Below are 16,418 nucleotides of genomic sequence, written 5' to 3' on the forward strand. Positions count from 1 at the left end.
AGATGTCATTATTTAAAAAAATTACTATTTTATTTATTATTAGTTTTATACTTATGACAATAATTGGATTATGGATAGATATTATTAATAATAATAGATTAAATAATTTAATTAAAGATAAATATAAAAAAGTTGCTAATGAACTTTTTATAAATATTTATAATAATGAAGACATAAAAATAATTGAAAAAAAATATGGCTTAAAAAAGATATCAAGTGAAAAATCAATTAATATTTTACATAAAGAGAATCTTACTTTTGGATATATAATTATAGGTAAACAATCTTTTAGTGATGAATTTATAATTAAGATAAAATATTTAGATGAAGAATTAACTTATGAGACACAAGATGAAGATGATATAAGAGATAAAAATATATTGAATGTCTTAATTTTTCTTGATATTTTTGTTCTCATTCTTATCTTTCTTTATATTTTTAAATTATTGGCGCCACTAAAAAAAATAAATCTTAAAATGAAAGACTTTTCTCAAGGTAAACTTGAAACAAGAATTAATATAGAATCAAATGATGAAATTGGAGAATTAGCAAGCTCTTTTGACTCTATGGCTTCAAACTTAGAGAACCTAATAAAAACCAGAGAAGTTCTTTTAAGAGATATAGGACATGAACTTAGAACTCCTATTGCAAAAGGGAAATTTGCAATAGAAAAAATAGAGAACAATTCACAAAAAGAAGTTTTTAAAAAGATTTTTTCTGATTTAGAAATTTTAACAAATGACTTAATTGAACTTGAAAAACTTAATACTCAAAGTTTAGAAATTAAAAAATTTTCTGTTGATACTTTAGTTTTAAGCTCTTTACAAAAACTATATATTGAAGATGAATCTTTAGTACAATTACAAATTAATGATAATTTTACAATTAATGCAGATTTATATTATCTAAGTATTGCTGTAAAAAATTTAATTGATAATGCCTTAAAATATACTAAGAAATACCCTATTATCATAAAAGCAGAAAACAATACTCTAAGTATAATAAATAATGCAGATAGATTAAATAAAGACATAAATCACTACTTAAAACCATTTACACAAGAAAATTCAAAAAAAGAAGGTTTTGGTTTAGGATTAAGTATCGTTAATAAAATATTACAAAAGCATAAACTAAACCTAGAATACGATTATCTAGATTCTAATAATATTTTTAGTATCAAATATAATTAACATAAATCTTATATGAATTTTTATTCATATTGTATTCATAAAGCTTTCATATTCATAAGTTAAACTTTCCATAATTAAAAAAGGAAAGATTTGATTTCATTAGCACTTAAAGCTTTAAAAGCGAACCCACTAAAAACAATATTAATATATTTTAGTCTAATTTTTTCTATTACAGCAATATTTTTAATTAGCTCAATTTCAAATGGAATTATAAATATGTACTCATCTATATTAAAAAATGATGGAGATATTATTGTTACTCAAAAAGACATATCAGATACATTTTTTTCAAATGTAGATATAAAACTACTTAGTAAAATAAATACTATCAAAAATATAGAAAGTTCATCTGCTTTAATTGTAGGAGCATCTCCTATTGAGAAACTACCTATTGTTGCTGTTTATGGCGTAAGTAAAAATAGATTTCTAAACTACAAACTAAGTGAAGGTAACTATCCAATAGATAAAGAGGTTTTAGTAGGTGAATCAATTTATAAACAACTCTCAAATAAACAATTTATAAATATTGCAAATAAAGATTATAAAATATCAGGTGTTTTTAAAAGTGATATTGGTTTTGAAAATGGTGGTGTAGTTTTAAATATTAAAGATGCAGGAAAAATATTTAATAAAAGTGCTTCGATGATTATGATTAATACCAAAGTTGATACTAATATTGATTTAATTTTAAAACAAATCAATTCTTTTAGTGAAGAAATTGAAGCAAAATCAACACAAAGTTTTGTAGATAATTATAATCAGTTTAAAATTATACAAAGCTCATCAAATGCAATATCATTCATCGCTTTTACAATGGGACTACTTGGAATTGTAAGTATTATGAGTATTACTATAAATCAAAGAAAAAGTGAGTTTGGAATAAAAAGAGCTATTGGAATACCAATGAAGAAAATAGTTTTTCAAATTATTACTGAGAGCTTTATCTTAGGAGTTTTAAGTTTCCTAAGTTCCTTATTATTATCTCAAATAGTTTTATATTTTATAAAAAATTCAACTTTACTACAAGGTTATGTAAATGGTGAGATTACATCCATTTTAGCTTTATATATTTTTATTACTTCAATTTTAATGGCAATGATTGGTTCAATTATACCTGCATTAAATGCAGCAAAAACAGACCCTATAATTTTAATTCAAGGAAATAGAATATGATTAAGGCAAAAGATGTAAGTCATTCATACAACAAAGATATTGCTTTAAAAAATATTAATCTTGAGATTAAAAAAGGCGAGTTTATATCAATAGTAGGAAAAAGTGGCAGTGGAAAATCTACACTACTCTCAATTCTTTCAACACTTTTAAAACCAATATCAGGTGAAGTTTTTTTTGAAAATATAAATAGTAAGAATATTAAAGATATTGATAGTTTTAGACAAAAGAATATTGGTTTTATTTTTCAGTTTCACTATTTGATTAATTACCTAAATATAAAAGAAAATATCCAAATTGCAAATGAAAAAGCGACACTTCAAGAAATTGAAAAGCTATTAGATTTACTTGAAATCAAATCAATAATAAATAAATATCCAAATGAGATTTCAGGAGGACAAAGACAAAGAGCAGCAATTGCAAGAGCTTTAATAAATAAACCAAAAATAATTTTTGCAGATGAACCAACAGGTAATCTTGATTCAAAAAATTCAAAAAATATATTTAAAATATTTAAGAAACTATCAAAAAAAGGAACAACAATTATTGTTGCAACTCACGACTTGAACTTAGCTTCAAAAACAGATAAAACTTATGAGGTAAACGATGGACAACTTTAATACATTTATTCAAACACATTTTAAAATATCTTTAATATTTTTTGCAATAGGACTTATTTTTGGTTTTATATACTCTATAAACTTATTAGGGTTTAATATTAATTCACAAACTTTACTTCCTTCAAATATAAGATCACTTCATATTTCGTTAATGCTTTATGGCTTCGTTCCTTTAATGCTTTCATATTTACCATTTTTACTTATAAATAAAGAAGTTGGAAGTAGTAAAAAAGGCTTACGTTATCTAAACTTATTCACTATTTTTTGGTATATATTCTTAGTATTTATGATTAACTCACTACTTTTTGGAAATACAAGAGGTTTAGCATTTTATGATTTTCCATATGAGTTAAATTTTATACTTGCACTTGCTGGAGTATTTTATATATTTGCACTATATGATTTTATGAAACAATATAAAACATACCCTACTTGGGTTAGAGTATGTTTAAAAATTGTAGTAATAGCACCAATTACACTTTTGATTTTAATGAATCCAATTATTGGACAAGTAGAAAGTACTGTAAGTGGTCCACATGGAGATAATACTTTAGGAATGAGTTTAGCTTTAATTCCTTTATATTATTTAATTATCAAACTATTAAATAAAGATGAGTTTATAGCTAGATGGAATATCTTATGGCAAATACCAACAATATTCTATTTTACATCAGTTTTATATAGAATATTTTTTGAACCTTTAACATATAATCAAGAGTGGTTTTTGCAATACTTAACACTACTTTATATTCCCCTACTTTACAGATGGTATAAAGATTCTAATATTGAAAAATTTGCAAAGTTCTCTCTTCTTATATCTATTTGTGCTTTTCTTTTTGTTGATATTCAAGGAAATATCTTATTTGTTCCTGAGATTAGATGGTTATTTCATAGAAATGATTTAATTGTTGCTCATGCTCATGTAGCTATGGGAATTGGTGTATTTTTCATGGTTTTATCTATGTTTACTTCATATATAAAAAATTTAAGAAAAATAGGCTTTTATATTCTTTATCTGCTTGGAATTATTGGAATATTTATAAGTTTAAGTATTGCAGGTTTTATAGAAGCTGGAATATTAAAAATGGACGTATCCTTGTTTTGGACTATAAGAACTTTATTTGGTCTTGTTACAATATCAAGCTTAATATTTTTTATTCAAAATAAATACCAACTAACTGCACTTCAAAAGTATAACTTAATGGGTATACTAAGTGATGGTTTAGGTGGAATATTCTTAATATTATTTGCAAGTTTTATCTATCCACTTATTGGCTTTTCTTTTACAGGACAATATGAATATGTAGTATTCTCTTTTGTTAGTATGACGGGTATTTTACATTTTGTAGCTTTTAAATATAAAGAGTATGAAATCATACTAACAAATATTACAGTAGTAATAAGAGTATTTATAAGTTCAGTATTTTTCTCACTATACGTTTCAAAATCATTAGGCTTTGAAGCCTTAGGTATCAGTGCATTTGATATTTCATTTGTACTAATTTATTTAATCTTTTTTTATCAAAAGGAGTCATTATGCAAAAACTAGATTTTAAACAGGATTTTATAGCAAGATTTGCTTTAATACTTTTTATAGCCTCGGAGTTATGTTATTATTTACTTATTGCACAAACAGGTGTAGTCGAGTATTTTTCATCTGATATTATCGCAATAGCGCCATTACCAATTGGAGGGATGATTGGTTCATTTCTAACTTACTATCTTAAAATATCAAATAAAAACAAGATAGCAATATTTTTAAGTTTACAATTATTAATGAGTTTCTTTTATCCTAATTTTTCAATTTATACACTTTTTATTTTAGGAATAAGTGTTGGAGCATTAGCACCTTTACTTATAAACGAACTTAAAAAAGCAAGAGCAATTGATTTAGGATTAGCATTAAGTATTTCATATGCTTTTGGAACATTGTTATTTAACTATGAAGTTTCATTAAGAGGGTCATTAGCTATTATTTTAACTATTATTCCTTTAATTTGTTTATTTTTCTTAGCAACAAAAAAACTTCCTATATCTCTTAAAAGTGAATATTCTTTATTTGTAATGGTCTTATGGATATTTTTAGACTCAGCATTATTTGAAACACTTTCAAGGGATATAAATATTTCAATATGGAGAGATGGATATACACTTGAAATTGTATTATTTCATATCATTGGAGTTTTTACAGCACTAAAATATCAGTTGTGTAAAAATCATAAAGAGTTAATAATTATAGTTTTATTTGCACTTTCATATCTATTATATTTTCTACAAGAGGCTTTTATTTTATCACTTGTTTACCCTTTTGTAATCTCTTATTACAATGTTGCAATACTTCAAACAATTCTAAAAAAAGATTTAAAAGTTATTGCTGTTTACATGATATTTATAGGTTGGATAGCATCAGGTGCAGGTTTATTTGTTGCATTAAATGGCTTGACATTATTTGTACCTATTATCTTTTTATTAGCGTTTCTAAATATATTAAATTCAGAAAAAAAGGAGTTAAATTATGCATAAGTTATTAATGTTAGTTTTTTTAAGTGTATTTGCATTTGCAAATAATTTGGTTTTACAAAATGGAGAGATAGAAGTACACACTGAGGTTTTTGGAGATAATGAAATTAATCCAAAAACACAAAATATTGATTCAAGTTTAAATTATAAAAATAGTATTGAATCAATAAGAGGTAAAATAAATATTCTTTCTTCGTCTTTAAAAAGTAAAAAAGAAGATAGAGATAAAAATATGTATGAACTACTAAATAGTAGTATTTATCCAAATATTACTTTTAATATTACAGATATAAAAAAAGATAAAAACAAGCAATTTCAAATTAAAGGAAATCTAACTTTAAATGCAGTTACAAAAGAAATCATATCTTTAGTGACTATAGAAGAATCAGAAAATATATTTTCAATTAATGGTACATTTTTTATAAAACTAACACAATTTAATATGAAACCTCCAAAAATGTTTTTTTTAACAGTTAGAGACAAAATAGATATAAAGTACAATTTAATCTACAAAAAGGATAATAAATGATAAAGAAACTAATCATCTTTGTATTGTTTACTACATATTTGTTTTCAAATACTTTTGAAGTAAACAAAAAAATAGATAATTTTTCACTTGTAGATCAATTTGATAAAAAACATACTGTAAAAAATGATATAAAAATAATAATTGTTTCATTTGAAAAAGGAACAGGTGCTGATATAAATGAGTTTTTAAGTAAAAAACCTTCAGATTTCTTAGTGACTAATCAAGCTGTTTTTATTGCAGATATTTCAGGAATGCCTTCAATAATTACAAGTATGTTTGCACTTCCTAAAATGAGAAAATATAAACATACCATATTACTTATTTATGATGAAGAGGACAAAAGATTTATTCAAAAAAATGATTATTCAACTTTATATAAATTAGACGATGGTGTAATTAAAAGTATAAGTTATATAAAGAAAGAAGACTTAAAAAAAGTTTTTTAATATGAAGTTACCAATAACACTAACACTTGAAGTATCAGTATACCACGAATCATTAAATGGACTAAAAATACTTCACTTAAGCGATTTACATATAGATAAAAGATTTAAACTATCAAGTATCAAAGAGTTATTATCTATATGTAAAAATTTAGACTATGATTTTATTGTTATCACTGGAGATATAATTGATTGTAAAGTTAAACATATAAAAAATAAATTAGAACTTTTTAATGATCTGGCATTAGAAAAAGCTGTATACTATATAAGTGGAAATCATGATATATTTTATGGCTTAAAAGATTTAAAAAAAGAACTTAGTAACTTTATACTATTAGATAATAAAATGAATACTATTAATTTTAAAGGAAAAGAAATTAATATTGTAGGTATTTCTGATAGATTTGCTAAGTTTTTTAATATAAAAAGAGATGAGAAAAAAGTATCATCCTTCCTAAATTCAAATAAACCAACAATTTTTTTAGCTCATCAACCAAAAGATTATAAACTAGCAGTTTTAAATAAAACAGAATTATTTGTATGTGGCCATACTCATGGGGGACAAATTTTTCCATTTCATTTATTAGTTCGTTTAGTTCAACCTTTTTTAAATGGACTTTTTTATAAAGAACAAACAGCTATTTATGTAAGTCGTGGTCTTGGAACTTGGGGTATAGATTTTAGATATAAAGCAAATAGTGAAATTACCATACTAAAATTAATTTCTAAAACTGTAAAATAAGTTTAAGATTGGGGTAGAATGAAAATATTAATAATTGAAGATGATCAAAAAATTATAAACTTTTTAAAAAAAGGGCTAGAAGAAGAATCATATATAATTGATTATTCACTAAATGGTGAAGAAGGTATTTATTTAGCAAGTATTAATGAATACGATTTGATTTTACTTGACATCATGCTTCCTATCAAAGATGGTATTGAAGTATGTAGAATATTAAGAGCTTCTGATATAAAAGCACCTATTATTATGCTTACAGCTAAAGATTCAATTGAAGATAAGATAAAAGGCTTAGATATTGGAGCAAATGATTATATTGCAAAGCCATTTTCATTTTCAGAATTGCTTGCAAGAATTAGAGTTCAACTAAGATCTCAAAATACGTTCACAACTACTTTAAAAATTGCAGACTTAGAACTTGATTTATTAACTAAAAGTGCAAAAAGAGAAAATAAAAATATTTCATTAACTGCTAAAGAGTTCTCTATCTTAGAGTTTCTAATTAAAAATAAAAATAACGTCTTATCTGAAACAATAATCAGTACTTCTTTATCAAATATTGAAGATGAAAGTATGAGCAATATTGTAAATGTTTATATTTATAGACTTAGAAATAAAATAGATAAACCTTTTGAAAAAAAACTAATAAAAACAATAAGAGGATTAGGATATAAAATAAGTGATGAATAAATTAACTATTAAAAAAAAGCTTTTACTTTATGGTTTTATAATACAAACCTTAGTGCTAGTAATTTTTTCAATCTCTTTACATAAATCATTAGAATTAGCAACTTTAGATAAATTGGAAAATACTTTAAGAATAGTACTTCTTGATATTGCTGATGATATTTTAGAGCATAATAATTTTGATGATTTAACTTTTAATGAAGAAGATGAATATAAGTTTGAACCACTTTATATTAGATTTTCCAAAGTTGATAAAGAATTAAAAATTATAAAAGAAATCGACTTTCCAAAAGAAATAAGTAATAAATTTGAAAAAATCAATTTATATCAAAATGATATTATTTATTTTGAACAAGAAAATTCTTTTATAATTAGTAAATTAAAGTTTAATATCAATAATGAATTATATATTCTAGAAATTGCTACTGATAATAAAAACTTAAATGATACACTTGAAAATTTAATTTATATTCTTCTATTTATCATTCCTATAATACTTATTTTTACAACAGTTGGAGGATATTTTCTAATATATAAATCTTTCCATCCAGTTGAACAAATCATAAAAAATTTAAAAGAGATAAAAGTAAAAGATCTTACGAAAAGATTACAAAGATTAGAAAATGGAGATGAAATTGATAGCTTAAGTAGTGAAATCAATAATCTATTACAAAGGCTAGAAATATCATTTGATAAGATTTATCAGTTTAGTAGTGATGCTTCACATGAACTGAAAACACCACTTACAATAATAAGAGGTGAAATAGAAATTGCACTAAGAAAAGATCGTTCAAATGATGAATATAGAGAGACTTTAAAAAACTGTTTAGATGAAGTTATAATCATTCAACAAACTGTAAATGATCTTTTATATCTAGCAAAGATAGAAGAACAAAATAGTTTAAATTATGAAGAAATATATCTTGATGAAGTTATACTAGAATCAATTAAAGAGTTAAAACCTTTTGCAAAATTAAAAGAAGTAGAAATCCAGTCAAATATAAAAGATGCTTCAACTATTAAAGGTAATTCAAAACTTGTTAAAATAGCAATTAATAATATCCTTAAAAATGCAATCTCTTTTAGTCAAAAAGAATCAAAGGTTTTAATTAATAGTTTTATTAAGGATGAATCAATTTATATTGTTATTAAAGATTTCGGTATTGGTATCTCAGAGGATGATTTGAAAAAAATATTTGAGAAATTTTATAGAACAGATAAGAGTAGAAATAAAAACTCTGGAGGAACAGGCTTAGGTCTATCTATTAGCCAAAAAATTATTCATAATCATAAAGGGACAATATCTTATGAAAGTGAAGAAAATATAGGTACAAAAGTAACTATACAATTCACTAAAAATTCACAGAGTTGAATTAACTTAATTCAACTCCACAAGAATTACACTCTTTTCTAAACCATCCACGACCTGGGAATTTTCCACATTTTGGACACTTCCATAAGAAAACTGTAAATCCCATATAAATCACAAAACCTGCAATAGCAGCATTAAACCATGTTTGTTCATTTAGACCAAATAACTCATCTAACTCTTTTACTTTCATTACAATACTTGGTGTTAGTAGTATAAAAAATAAAAATGCAACTATCTTAGCATTTATGATAACCTTAGCAAACTCTTTTTTTACTTCTTCATTTTTCATTATATATCCCTAAAAATTAGTGCCTTATTATATGTTAAATTTATAAAAAGATGATAAAATTCAAATTATAAAAGGATATTTAATGGCAAAAAGTGCAACAGCTAGACATATTTTACTTAATACTGAAAAATTAGCAAAAAAAATAAAAAAAGAAATCATTCAAAATGATATAACATTTGAAAAAGCTGCAAAAAAGTTTTCTAAATGTTCATCAGGAAAAAGAGGTGGTCATTTAGGTACTTTTTCAAAAGGCGATATGGTAAAAGAGTTTGATGAAGTTGTATTTACAAAAGAGCTATTAAAAGTTCATGGACCAATTAAAACACAATTTGGTTTTCATCTAATAGAGATTACTTCAAGGTATTAAACAAGTAATATTACTTGTTTGACTTACAATACTACAACTAAATTGCATTTAAATATTTTGATATTATAATTCCAATATTAAATGCGACAAAGTAAACAAAAGCTTATTTAAGCCCCTGCTCTCTTAACTTATCTTTCTTGCTTTTTCTTTTACCCTTAATTGGTGTCTTACCTTTTTCTTTTTCTAAAGGAGTTCCAATTAATTCAAAACCTTCAATCTCTTCTCTTTGAAGTTTTATATTTGAGCGTTTTTCAATTAATTTAAAGTGCTCTTCGTTTTCTAAAGTTATAAATGAAATAGCAAGACCTTCACTTCCAGCTCGTCCAGTTCTCCCAATTCTATGAATATAATCAGCAGGTGACCTTGGTAAATCATAGTTTACAACACAAGAAATATCATCAATATGTAAACCACGTGAAGCAATATCTGAAGAAAAAAGAATATCAATTTTAGAAGTTTTAAACTCGTCAAGTGTAAATATTCTATCTTCTTGAACTAAATTTCCATGAAAGGATTCTGCTTTAAAGCCATATTTTCTAAATTTTGCAGCGATATTATCTGATGCTCTATTATTTGCCATAAAAACTAAAACTTTTGAAAAACTATTTTCTTTTAAAAGCTTTTGTAAAAGAGCACTTCTGTTTTCTAAATTTACACTAATTGCTCTTTGCTTTATTAAATCAACTGTTGGTTCTTCATTTTCAATTTCAATTGTGATTGGATTATTTGTAATCTTTTTTGCAATTTTTTGCATTTTAGGAGGGTAGGTAGCTGAAAAAAGTAGGTTTTGTCTTTTTTCTGGAAGATTTTCTAGTATTTTTTCTAACTCTTCTTCAAAACCTAAATCAAGCATTTTATCTGCTTCATCGACTACAAAAAAATCTATAGTTGAAAGATTTATTTGTTTTTTATCTAAAATATCTAAAAGTCTTCCAGGAGTTGCAACTACAACATCACAACCTTTTTGAATATCTAAAAGCTGATCGCCAATACTTTGCCCACCAATAACACTTACAACTTTTAACTCTTTTTCAAAAGAAGAAGAAAGCTTATTAAAAGTATCTGCTACTTGAAGTGTTAATTCTCTTGTTGGTGTTAGAACTAAAGTTTTTATTTTTGATTTACCAAGAGGCATATTATTTAACCAATGATTTAAAATAGGAAGTACAAAACTAGCAGTCTTTCCACTTCCAGTTTGTGCACGAGCAAGAACGTCCTCTTTTTTAAAAACTAAAGGTATAACTTTGTCTTGTATTTTTGTTGGAGTCTCATAATCATTGTTTGTTAAGGCTTCACTAATAGGAGCTAAAAAATTAAATTTTGAAAATGACATAAGTTTTTCCTTAGTAATATTTATCGTATTTTAGGCAGTTTTGGCTTTAGAAAAGGTTTCTTTGATTTCAATCAATGCATAAAAGAAAAGTTTTTAGTATATTTTTACACTATTAAAATTAAAGGATTTATTATTACTTTTACATTTATACATTTAATTCATTTTTTCTCAGTTTTTATATATGGTGGTTTTCTATTTGTTGATAATCTATTTTTATCAAAGATATCTCAGACTTTAAGTGAAGAAGACAGCATTAAAGCAAGAGAAGCTTTTATGATGCATGTACGAAAAGTTGTGCCTTGGTCATTACTTGTTGCAGTTGCCTCAGGTTTATATTTAATAACACAAGTATTTGGACCTATTGCAGAGGATGGTTTAAATAACTTTCAAATCATGTTAAGTATTAAAGCATTTTTTGGTTTATGGTTAGGTATTAGAGGTTTTAATCAAAAGTTTTTTAAGATAAATCCATTTGTATTTACCTCTCATTTATTTCCATTTCTTTGTGTAATTCTTATAATATTTATTTCACAAATTATGTATCTTTAGAAGTCCAAGCGTTCAAATATTTTGAACTGCTTGTTTCATTTTTCTCATTTCCTACATTTGTTATAATTTTTATATCTAATTTCTTACAAATATCCCACTCAGCGATAGTTTTTTCATCATATCTATCACCACCTTTTGTGAAATAATTTGGTTTGATTTTTTCTAAGGCTTTTATAACTGTAGAGTCATCTTTTATCTCAAAAGGTATTACATAATCAACATTTTTAATAGAAGACACAATCATGCAACGCTCTTTTAAATTCATAAAAGCTTTCCCTTTTTTTTGTTTTAAAAAATCATCTCCATTTACAATTACAACTAAGGTCTTTGCATATTTTTTTGATTCTTGAAAGCAGGAAATATGACCAGAGTGAATAGGGTCAAAACCACCTGAAGTACATACAATTGATTCTAAATTTTCTTTAATTTTATCAAACTCTTCAAAAGATACAATTTTTGCTAATTCTTCCAACTATATATTCCTATACATAAATAGAATCATCATCAAAATGTTCAGTTGATACTTCAAATATTTCTGATTTTTCTGCAATTCCTGTAAATTGATGTTTTGTTCCTTTAGGAATATCTAAAACATCTCCTTTATTCATTTCAAACTCTTTTTTAATACCATCCTTAGAAATAGTATTAACTAATATTTTTCCTTCTTGTATATAAAAAGTTTCATCTTTTAATTTATGATAATGCATACTTGAACTTTTATTAGCTTCAACTACTAATATTTTTCCACAATATTTATCAGAGTTATGAATCCAAATCTCGTGTCCCCAACTTTTTGATTTAAATTTTATTGGTTTACTTACTTTCATCTAACTCTTTTTCTAAATCTTCATCGCTAACTGTATCTAACTCATCATAAAGTGCATCAACAGATTTTTTGTAATCTTCGTATGTTTTATGAGGTAAATTACCATTTTTTAACTCTTCTTCAAATCTCTCTTTTGTCATATATACTCTGTCAATCATAACTTTTCCTCTAATTAGTCTTAATATTTTTATTCTTCTCTTCTATCCATTGAGACATATATTTTGTACTTGCCATTGAATGATGTCTTAGCATAGAACCTATAAAGTTATCTAGTCTATGCTCTTCTAGATTTTCATATACCTCATCGATTTTTTCAATTAATTTCTTTGATAAGATATCTGCATCATATTTTGATTTTAGCAATATCGTTGAGTTTTCTTTTGCTTCATTCCATAATTTTTCATCATTATACAGTTCAACTGCCTTTTTTGCAAACTCTTCTAAATCATCACTTATAAAGCCAGGCCAAGTTTCATCCTCATACATACCCTCACTTCCAATACTAGATGTAATACTTGGTGTTTGCATAATCATAGCATCTAAAAGTTTTCCTTTTATCCCTGCACCAAATCTAATAGGAGCTAAACAAACTCTAGAGTTTTCCATAACTTCAAAAGCATCATCAGCCCAGCCTTTTATTAAAAAACCTGTTTTAGGATTATTTAAAGCAGTCGCCTTTGGTGGAGGATATGAACCATAAATATGAAGTTGTGCTTTTGGAAGCTGTTTTTTTATAAGTGGCCATATTTTTTGAAGATATAAAACAACATCCCAATTTGGAGCATGACGAAAATTTCCTATTGTCATAAAGTGTTCACGTTCTTCGTAAGCTTTTGTTTTACTAGGACATTTATCTAAATCAACCATAAAAGGTAAATGATGAAGCAATGAGCTATCAACTTTAAAAGTTTCTTTTAAGAGCTTCATTTCATAAGAAGATATAATCAATGAAATATCACACCTTAATATTGCAGATATCTCTCTTTTTGCTAAAGTAGAAAACAAATCAGCTTTACTCACATCCCTATTCTCTTTTAAAGCTTGATGTCTTGCATTTCTTAAAAGTTGCAAATCTTCAGTATCAAGTATTTTTAAAGCATTTGGACAGTTTGATTCAACTCTCCATCCAAACTGCTCTTCCATCATAAATCTATCAAATAAAACAGTATCAGGATTATATGCTTTTATATATACATCAAAATTATCTGAGTTTAATTCTATACTAGAAGAACTAATCCCCTCTTCTTTTAAATCTATACTATGCTCTGATATAGCACAAGGTGTACAAAACTCTACTTTATATCCATTTGCTTTAAATAGTCTCATTATAGACATTATATGAGTTCCAGCTGCTGAAGAGTTTGGTTCTGGCCATACATAGCCTATAACTAATAGTTTTTTTATTTCAGTCTTTATTTGCTTATCCACTCTTTTATCTTAGTACTTAACTCTTTTGGAACTTCAAGTGGAATATTATGACTAGTTCCTTCACGTGAGATTAAAGTCATTTCATGCTCTAGTGTTTGTAGTTTAGCAATTGATTTATGATTTAACAATCTATCTTTTGTACTATAGTAAAACCATATATTTAATTTTAAACCAACTAAGTCTTCAAGTAAATCAACTCTATTAAATGTACTTGTAAGTTGGGAGATAAAAGTCTCTTTTCCTAAGTCCATAAACATATCTTGAATTGTCTTAATTAGCTCATTATCTTCTTTATTTTGCTCTTCTACTAAAGTTACTGCTTTCTCATAAGGTAAACCTTTAAATCCCTCTTTTTCAATTACTGCAAACTTTTCTCTTCTTCTTTCAATTTCAGCCTCTTCAGATGCTCCAGGAGTTGCTGCTACCATAAATAGTTTATTTACTCTATTTGGATATGTAACTGCAAAGTAAGAAGCTATATATCCACCTAAAGAAAATCCTAATAAATTTACTTTCTCTTCTTTGAACACATCTAATAATATATCAATAGCCTCATCAAAATCTTCAGTATGAGGAATTGGAACATGTACTAATTCATAATCAGTTAAAAAAGGTGTTATTCTACTCCAAAGTCGTTCATCAGTCATAAGACCTGGGATTAAATATATTTTTTCTTTCATTCTTTACCTATATTTTTATACTTTATTTTATTTTTAGTATGATATCTAAAATATTTTTATTTAATGATTTATTAAAACTACTGTGATAACATACAATATGAATAATAATTTACAAATGGTTTATACCTATCATAATGAAACAAAACATTCGCAACAAAGATACGCAAGGTCTTTAGGTTATATGGATTGGGCAACACAACCAGACCCATATAGAACATATAGTAATACAAAAAAAACAAGCTTACCTCTATCTTTTGATAATAAAACTTTAGAATATAGTCAAATATTTACTCAAACTAAAGAAGATAAACTAAGTGCTCCTTTATGTCTTGAATCAATATCACAATTTTTCCAGTTCTCTTTAGGACTTGCAGCTATAAAAGAGTATGGTGATCAATCGTGGGCTTTAAGATGTAATGCTTCTAGTGGAAACTTACAACCAAGTGAAGCATATATAATATCAAATGAGATTCAAGGAATAGATGATGGTTTACATCACTACTCTCCTAAAGAGCATGAGTTAGAACTTTTAAGTTCAACAAAAAACAATCTAAATTTACCTCAAAATAGTTTTTTACTTTGTTTATCTTCTATTGTTTGGAGAGAAGCTTGGAAATATGGTGAGAGGTCATGGAGATATACACAACTTGATTGTGGACATGCCCTAAAAGCTTTAGAAATTTCTGCTTTAATTTTAGGATGGAAAATAGAAGTTTTAAATACTAAAGATTCACAACTTGAAAATTTAATAGGCTTTAATCAAAGTAATAGATATGTTCCAGAAGAGAGAGAATTAGCAGATATGTTAATTCTTGTATCTAAAGATGATAATTCTATATCACAAAATACAAGTATAGATATAGATGTTTTAAGACAAAACTTACAAGAAAAGTATGAGGGAAAAGCAAATCAACTAAGTTTAAGTTGGCATAAATGGGATATTTTAGAAAAAATCGAAGATGCAACATTAAGTGATGAGTTAGATATAAAAAAATATACAAATGACAGATATGAGTTAAACCCATATAGAGAAGCCTCAGCATTAGCAAAAGATATAGTTTTAAAAAGACGTTCAGCACAAGTTATGAATAAAGATGATTGTACAATTTCAAAAAAAGAGTTTGAAACAATTATAGCTTCAGTAAAATGTGATACTTCCACTATTAACTTAGTACTATTTGTACACAGTGTCCAAGAGCTTGAATCTGGACTTTATATACTAATACGAAATAAAGAGCATAAAAGTAAACTAGAAACTTTACTAAAAGATGAGTTCCTATGGGAAAGTGTTGATACAAATGCAGGTGAATTATATAAACTTCAAAGCGGTGATTTTAAATTTTTAGCAAAAGCAATCTCTTGTAATCAAGATATAGCAGCTCATGGAGCATTTACTTTAGGTATGTTAGCAGAATTTACAAGTCAATTAGAGAAATATGGTTCTTCAAAATATAAGCACTTATATTGGGATTGTGGAGCTATTGGACAACAGCTTTATTTAGAATCAACTTCTTTAAACTTATCAGCAACAGGTATTGGATGTTTTCTTGATAATATTCTTCATGAAACTATAGGTCTAAGTTCAAATCAATTTCAAACACTTTATCATTTTACAATTGGACGTGGTTTAGTAGATAGTAGATTAACAACTTTAGAACCTTATGAAAAAAAATAAA

At 25.7% G+C, this 16,418-nt stretch carries 20 protein-coding genes; 13 read left to right on the forward strand and 7 right to left on the reverse strand.

Annotation, left to right across the window (positions count from 1 at the left end):
- The first annotated feature begins 2 nt into the window (after positions 1–2).
- From GBG18_RS00080 to GBG18_RS00125, 10 genes are all read left to right on the forward strand, one after another.
- Complete coding sequence (locus tag GBG18_RS00080; RefSeq protein WP_152187293.1) at positions 3–1,190, forward strand: ArsS family sensor histidine kinase; 1,188 nt, start codon at positions 3–5, stop codon at positions 1,188–1,190.
- Positions 1,191–1,280: 90 nt separating this feature from the next.
- A complete protein-coding gene (locus GBG18_RS00085) occupies positions 1,281–2,363 on the forward strand; it encodes an ABC transporter permease (protein WP_152187294.1) in 1,083 nt (360 codons plus the stop codon).
- Positions 2,360–2,980, forward strand: a complete 621-nt coding sequence (locus tag GBG18_RS00090; RefSeq protein WP_152187295.1) for an ABC transporter ATP-binding protein — start codon at positions 2,360–2,362, stop codon at positions 2,978–2,980. The genes GBG18_RS00085 and GBG18_RS00090 overlap by 4 nt, the downstream gene beginning before the upstream one ends.
- Positions 2,967–4,529: a heme-copper oxidase family protein gene (locus GBG18_RS00095; protein ID WP_152187296.1), complete on the forward strand. Its 1,563-nt coding sequence runs from the start codon at positions 2,967–2,969 to the stop codon at positions 4,527–4,529. The genes GBG18_RS00090 and GBG18_RS00095 overlap by 14 nt, the downstream gene beginning before the upstream one ends.
- Positions 4,517–5,503, forward strand: coding sequence for a hypothetical protein (locus tag GBG18_RS00100; RefSeq protein ID WP_226898678.1), 987 nt, complete (start codon positions 4,517–4,519; stop codon positions 5,501–5,503). The genes GBG18_RS00095 and GBG18_RS00100 overlap by 13 nt, the downstream gene beginning before the upstream one ends.
- Positions 5,496–6,029: a YceI family protein gene (locus tag GBG18_RS00105; protein ID WP_152187297.1), complete on the forward strand. Its 534-nt coding sequence runs from the start codon at positions 5,496–5,498 to the stop codon at positions 6,027–6,029. The genes GBG18_RS00100 and GBG18_RS00105 overlap by 8 nt, the downstream gene beginning before the upstream one ends.
- The gene (locus GBG18_RS00110) at positions 6,026–6,475 is read left to right on the forward strand and encodes a hypothetical protein (RefSeq protein WP_152187298.1); all 450 of its coding nucleotides are present in this window, start codon (positions 6,026–6,028) and stop codon (positions 6,473–6,475) included. The genes GBG18_RS00105 and GBG18_RS00110 overlap by 4 nt, the downstream gene beginning before the upstream one ends.
- 1 nt (position 6,476) lies before the next feature.
- Positions 6,477–7,214, forward strand: a complete 738-nt coding sequence (locus tag GBG18_RS00115; RefSeq protein ID WP_152187299.1) for a metallophosphoesterase — start codon at positions 6,477–6,479, stop codon at positions 7,212–7,214.
- Positions 7,215–7,232: 18 nt separating this feature from the next.
- Complete coding sequence (locus GBG18_RS00120) at positions 7,233–7,901, forward strand: response regulator (RefSeq protein ID WP_152187300.1); 669 nt, start codon at positions 7,233–7,235, stop codon at positions 7,899–7,901.
- Positions 7,894–9,270, forward strand: a complete 1,377-nt coding sequence (locus tag GBG18_RS00125) for a sensor histidine kinase (protein WP_226898683.1) — start codon at positions 7,894–7,896, stop codon at positions 9,268–9,270. Before GBG18_RS00120 ends, GBG18_RS00125 begins: the two co-directional genes overlap by 8 nt.
- A gap of 1 nt (position 9,271) precedes the next feature.
- Here the strand turns inward: GBG18_RS00125 and GBG18_RS00130 are convergent, their stop codons facing one another.
- Entirely contained in the window at positions 9,272–9,559 is a 288-nt protein-coding gene (locus GBG18_RS00130) for a hypothetical protein (protein WP_152187302.1), read from the reverse strand.
- Positions 9,560–9,641: 82 nt separating this feature from the next.
- Between GBG18_RS00130 and GBG18_RS00135 the strand changes: the two genes are divergently transcribed.
- On the forward strand, positions 9,642–9,926 hold the full coding sequence (locus GBG18_RS00135; protein ID WP_152187303.1) for a peptidylprolyl isomerase: 285 nt from the start codon (positions 9,642–9,644) through the stop codon (positions 9,924–9,926).
- 103 nt (positions 9,927–10,029) lie between these two features.
- Here GBG18_RS00135 and GBG18_RS00140 read toward each other — a convergent pair whose 3' ends face one another.
- A complete protein-coding gene (locus GBG18_RS00140; RefSeq protein ID WP_152187304.1) occupies positions 10,030–11,259 on the reverse strand; it encodes a DEAD/DEAH box helicase in 1,230 nt (409 codons plus the stop codon).
- A 273-nt stretch (positions 11,260–11,532) separates the two neighbouring features.
- On the opposite strand from GBG18_RS00140, the gene GBG18_RS00145 reads away from it, so the two are divergent.
- The gene (locus GBG18_RS00145; RefSeq protein WP_226898679.1) at positions 11,533–11,808 is read left to right on the forward strand and encodes a hypothetical protein; all 276 of its coding nucleotides are present in this window, start codon (positions 11,533–11,535) and stop codon (positions 11,806–11,808) included.
- On the opposite strand, the gene GBG18_RS00150 is transcribed toward GBG18_RS00145, so the two are convergent.
- Genes GBG18_RS00150 through GBG18_RS00165 form a run of 5 tightly spaced genes read right to left on the reverse strand, consistent with a single transcriptional unit; the run spans position 11,795 to position 14,742 of the window.
- Positions 11,795–12,280: an adenylyltransferase/cytidyltransferase family protein gene (locus GBG18_RS00150; RefSeq protein WP_152187306.1), complete on the reverse strand. Its 486-nt coding sequence runs from the start codon at positions 12,278–12,280 to the stop codon at positions 11,795–11,797. The genes GBG18_RS00145 and GBG18_RS00150 overlap by 14 nt on opposite strands.
- 10 nt (positions 12,281–12,290) lie before the next feature.
- Entirely contained in the window at positions 12,291–12,635 is a 345-nt protein-coding gene (locus GBG18_RS00155; protein ID WP_152187307.1) for a cupin domain-containing protein, read from the reverse strand.
- Complete coding sequence (locus tag GBG18_RS15230; RefSeq protein WP_193311032.1) at positions 12,622–12,792, reverse strand: hypothetical protein; 171 nt, start codon at positions 12,790–12,792, stop codon at positions 12,622–12,624. Before GBG18_RS15230 ends, GBG18_RS00155 begins: the two co-directional genes overlap by 14 nt.
- Positions 12,793–12,802: 10 nt before the next feature.
- Positions 12,803–14,062 carry a glycosyltransferase family 4 protein gene (locus tag GBG18_RS00160; RefSeq protein WP_226898680.1) on the reverse strand — a complete coding sequence of 420 codons (1,260 nt, stop codon included), beginning with the start codon at positions 14,060–14,062 and terminating at the stop codon, positions 12,803–12,805.
- A complete protein-coding gene (locus tag GBG18_RS00165; protein ID WP_152187308.1) occupies positions 14,047–14,742 on the reverse strand; it encodes an alpha/beta fold hydrolase in 696 nt (231 codons plus the stop codon). Before GBG18_RS00165 ends, GBG18_RS00160 begins: the two co-directional genes overlap by 16 nt.
- Positions 14,743–14,839: 97 nt before the next feature.
- Here GBG18_RS00165 and GBG18_RS00170 point away from each other — a divergent pair, with 97 nt between their 5' ends.
- A complete protein-coding gene (locus GBG18_RS00170) occupies positions 14,840–16,417 on the forward strand; it encodes a SagB family peptide dehydrogenase (protein WP_152187309.1) in 1,578 nt (525 codons plus the stop codon).
- The last annotated feature ends 1 nt before the right edge of the window (position 16,418 follow it).

Origin of the sequence: Poseidonibacter ostreae (assembly GCF_009208075.1) — a bacterium.
Classification (GTDB): Bacteria; Campylobacterota; Campylobacteria; order Campylobacterales; family Arcobacteraceae; genus Poseidonibacter; species Poseidonibacter ostreae.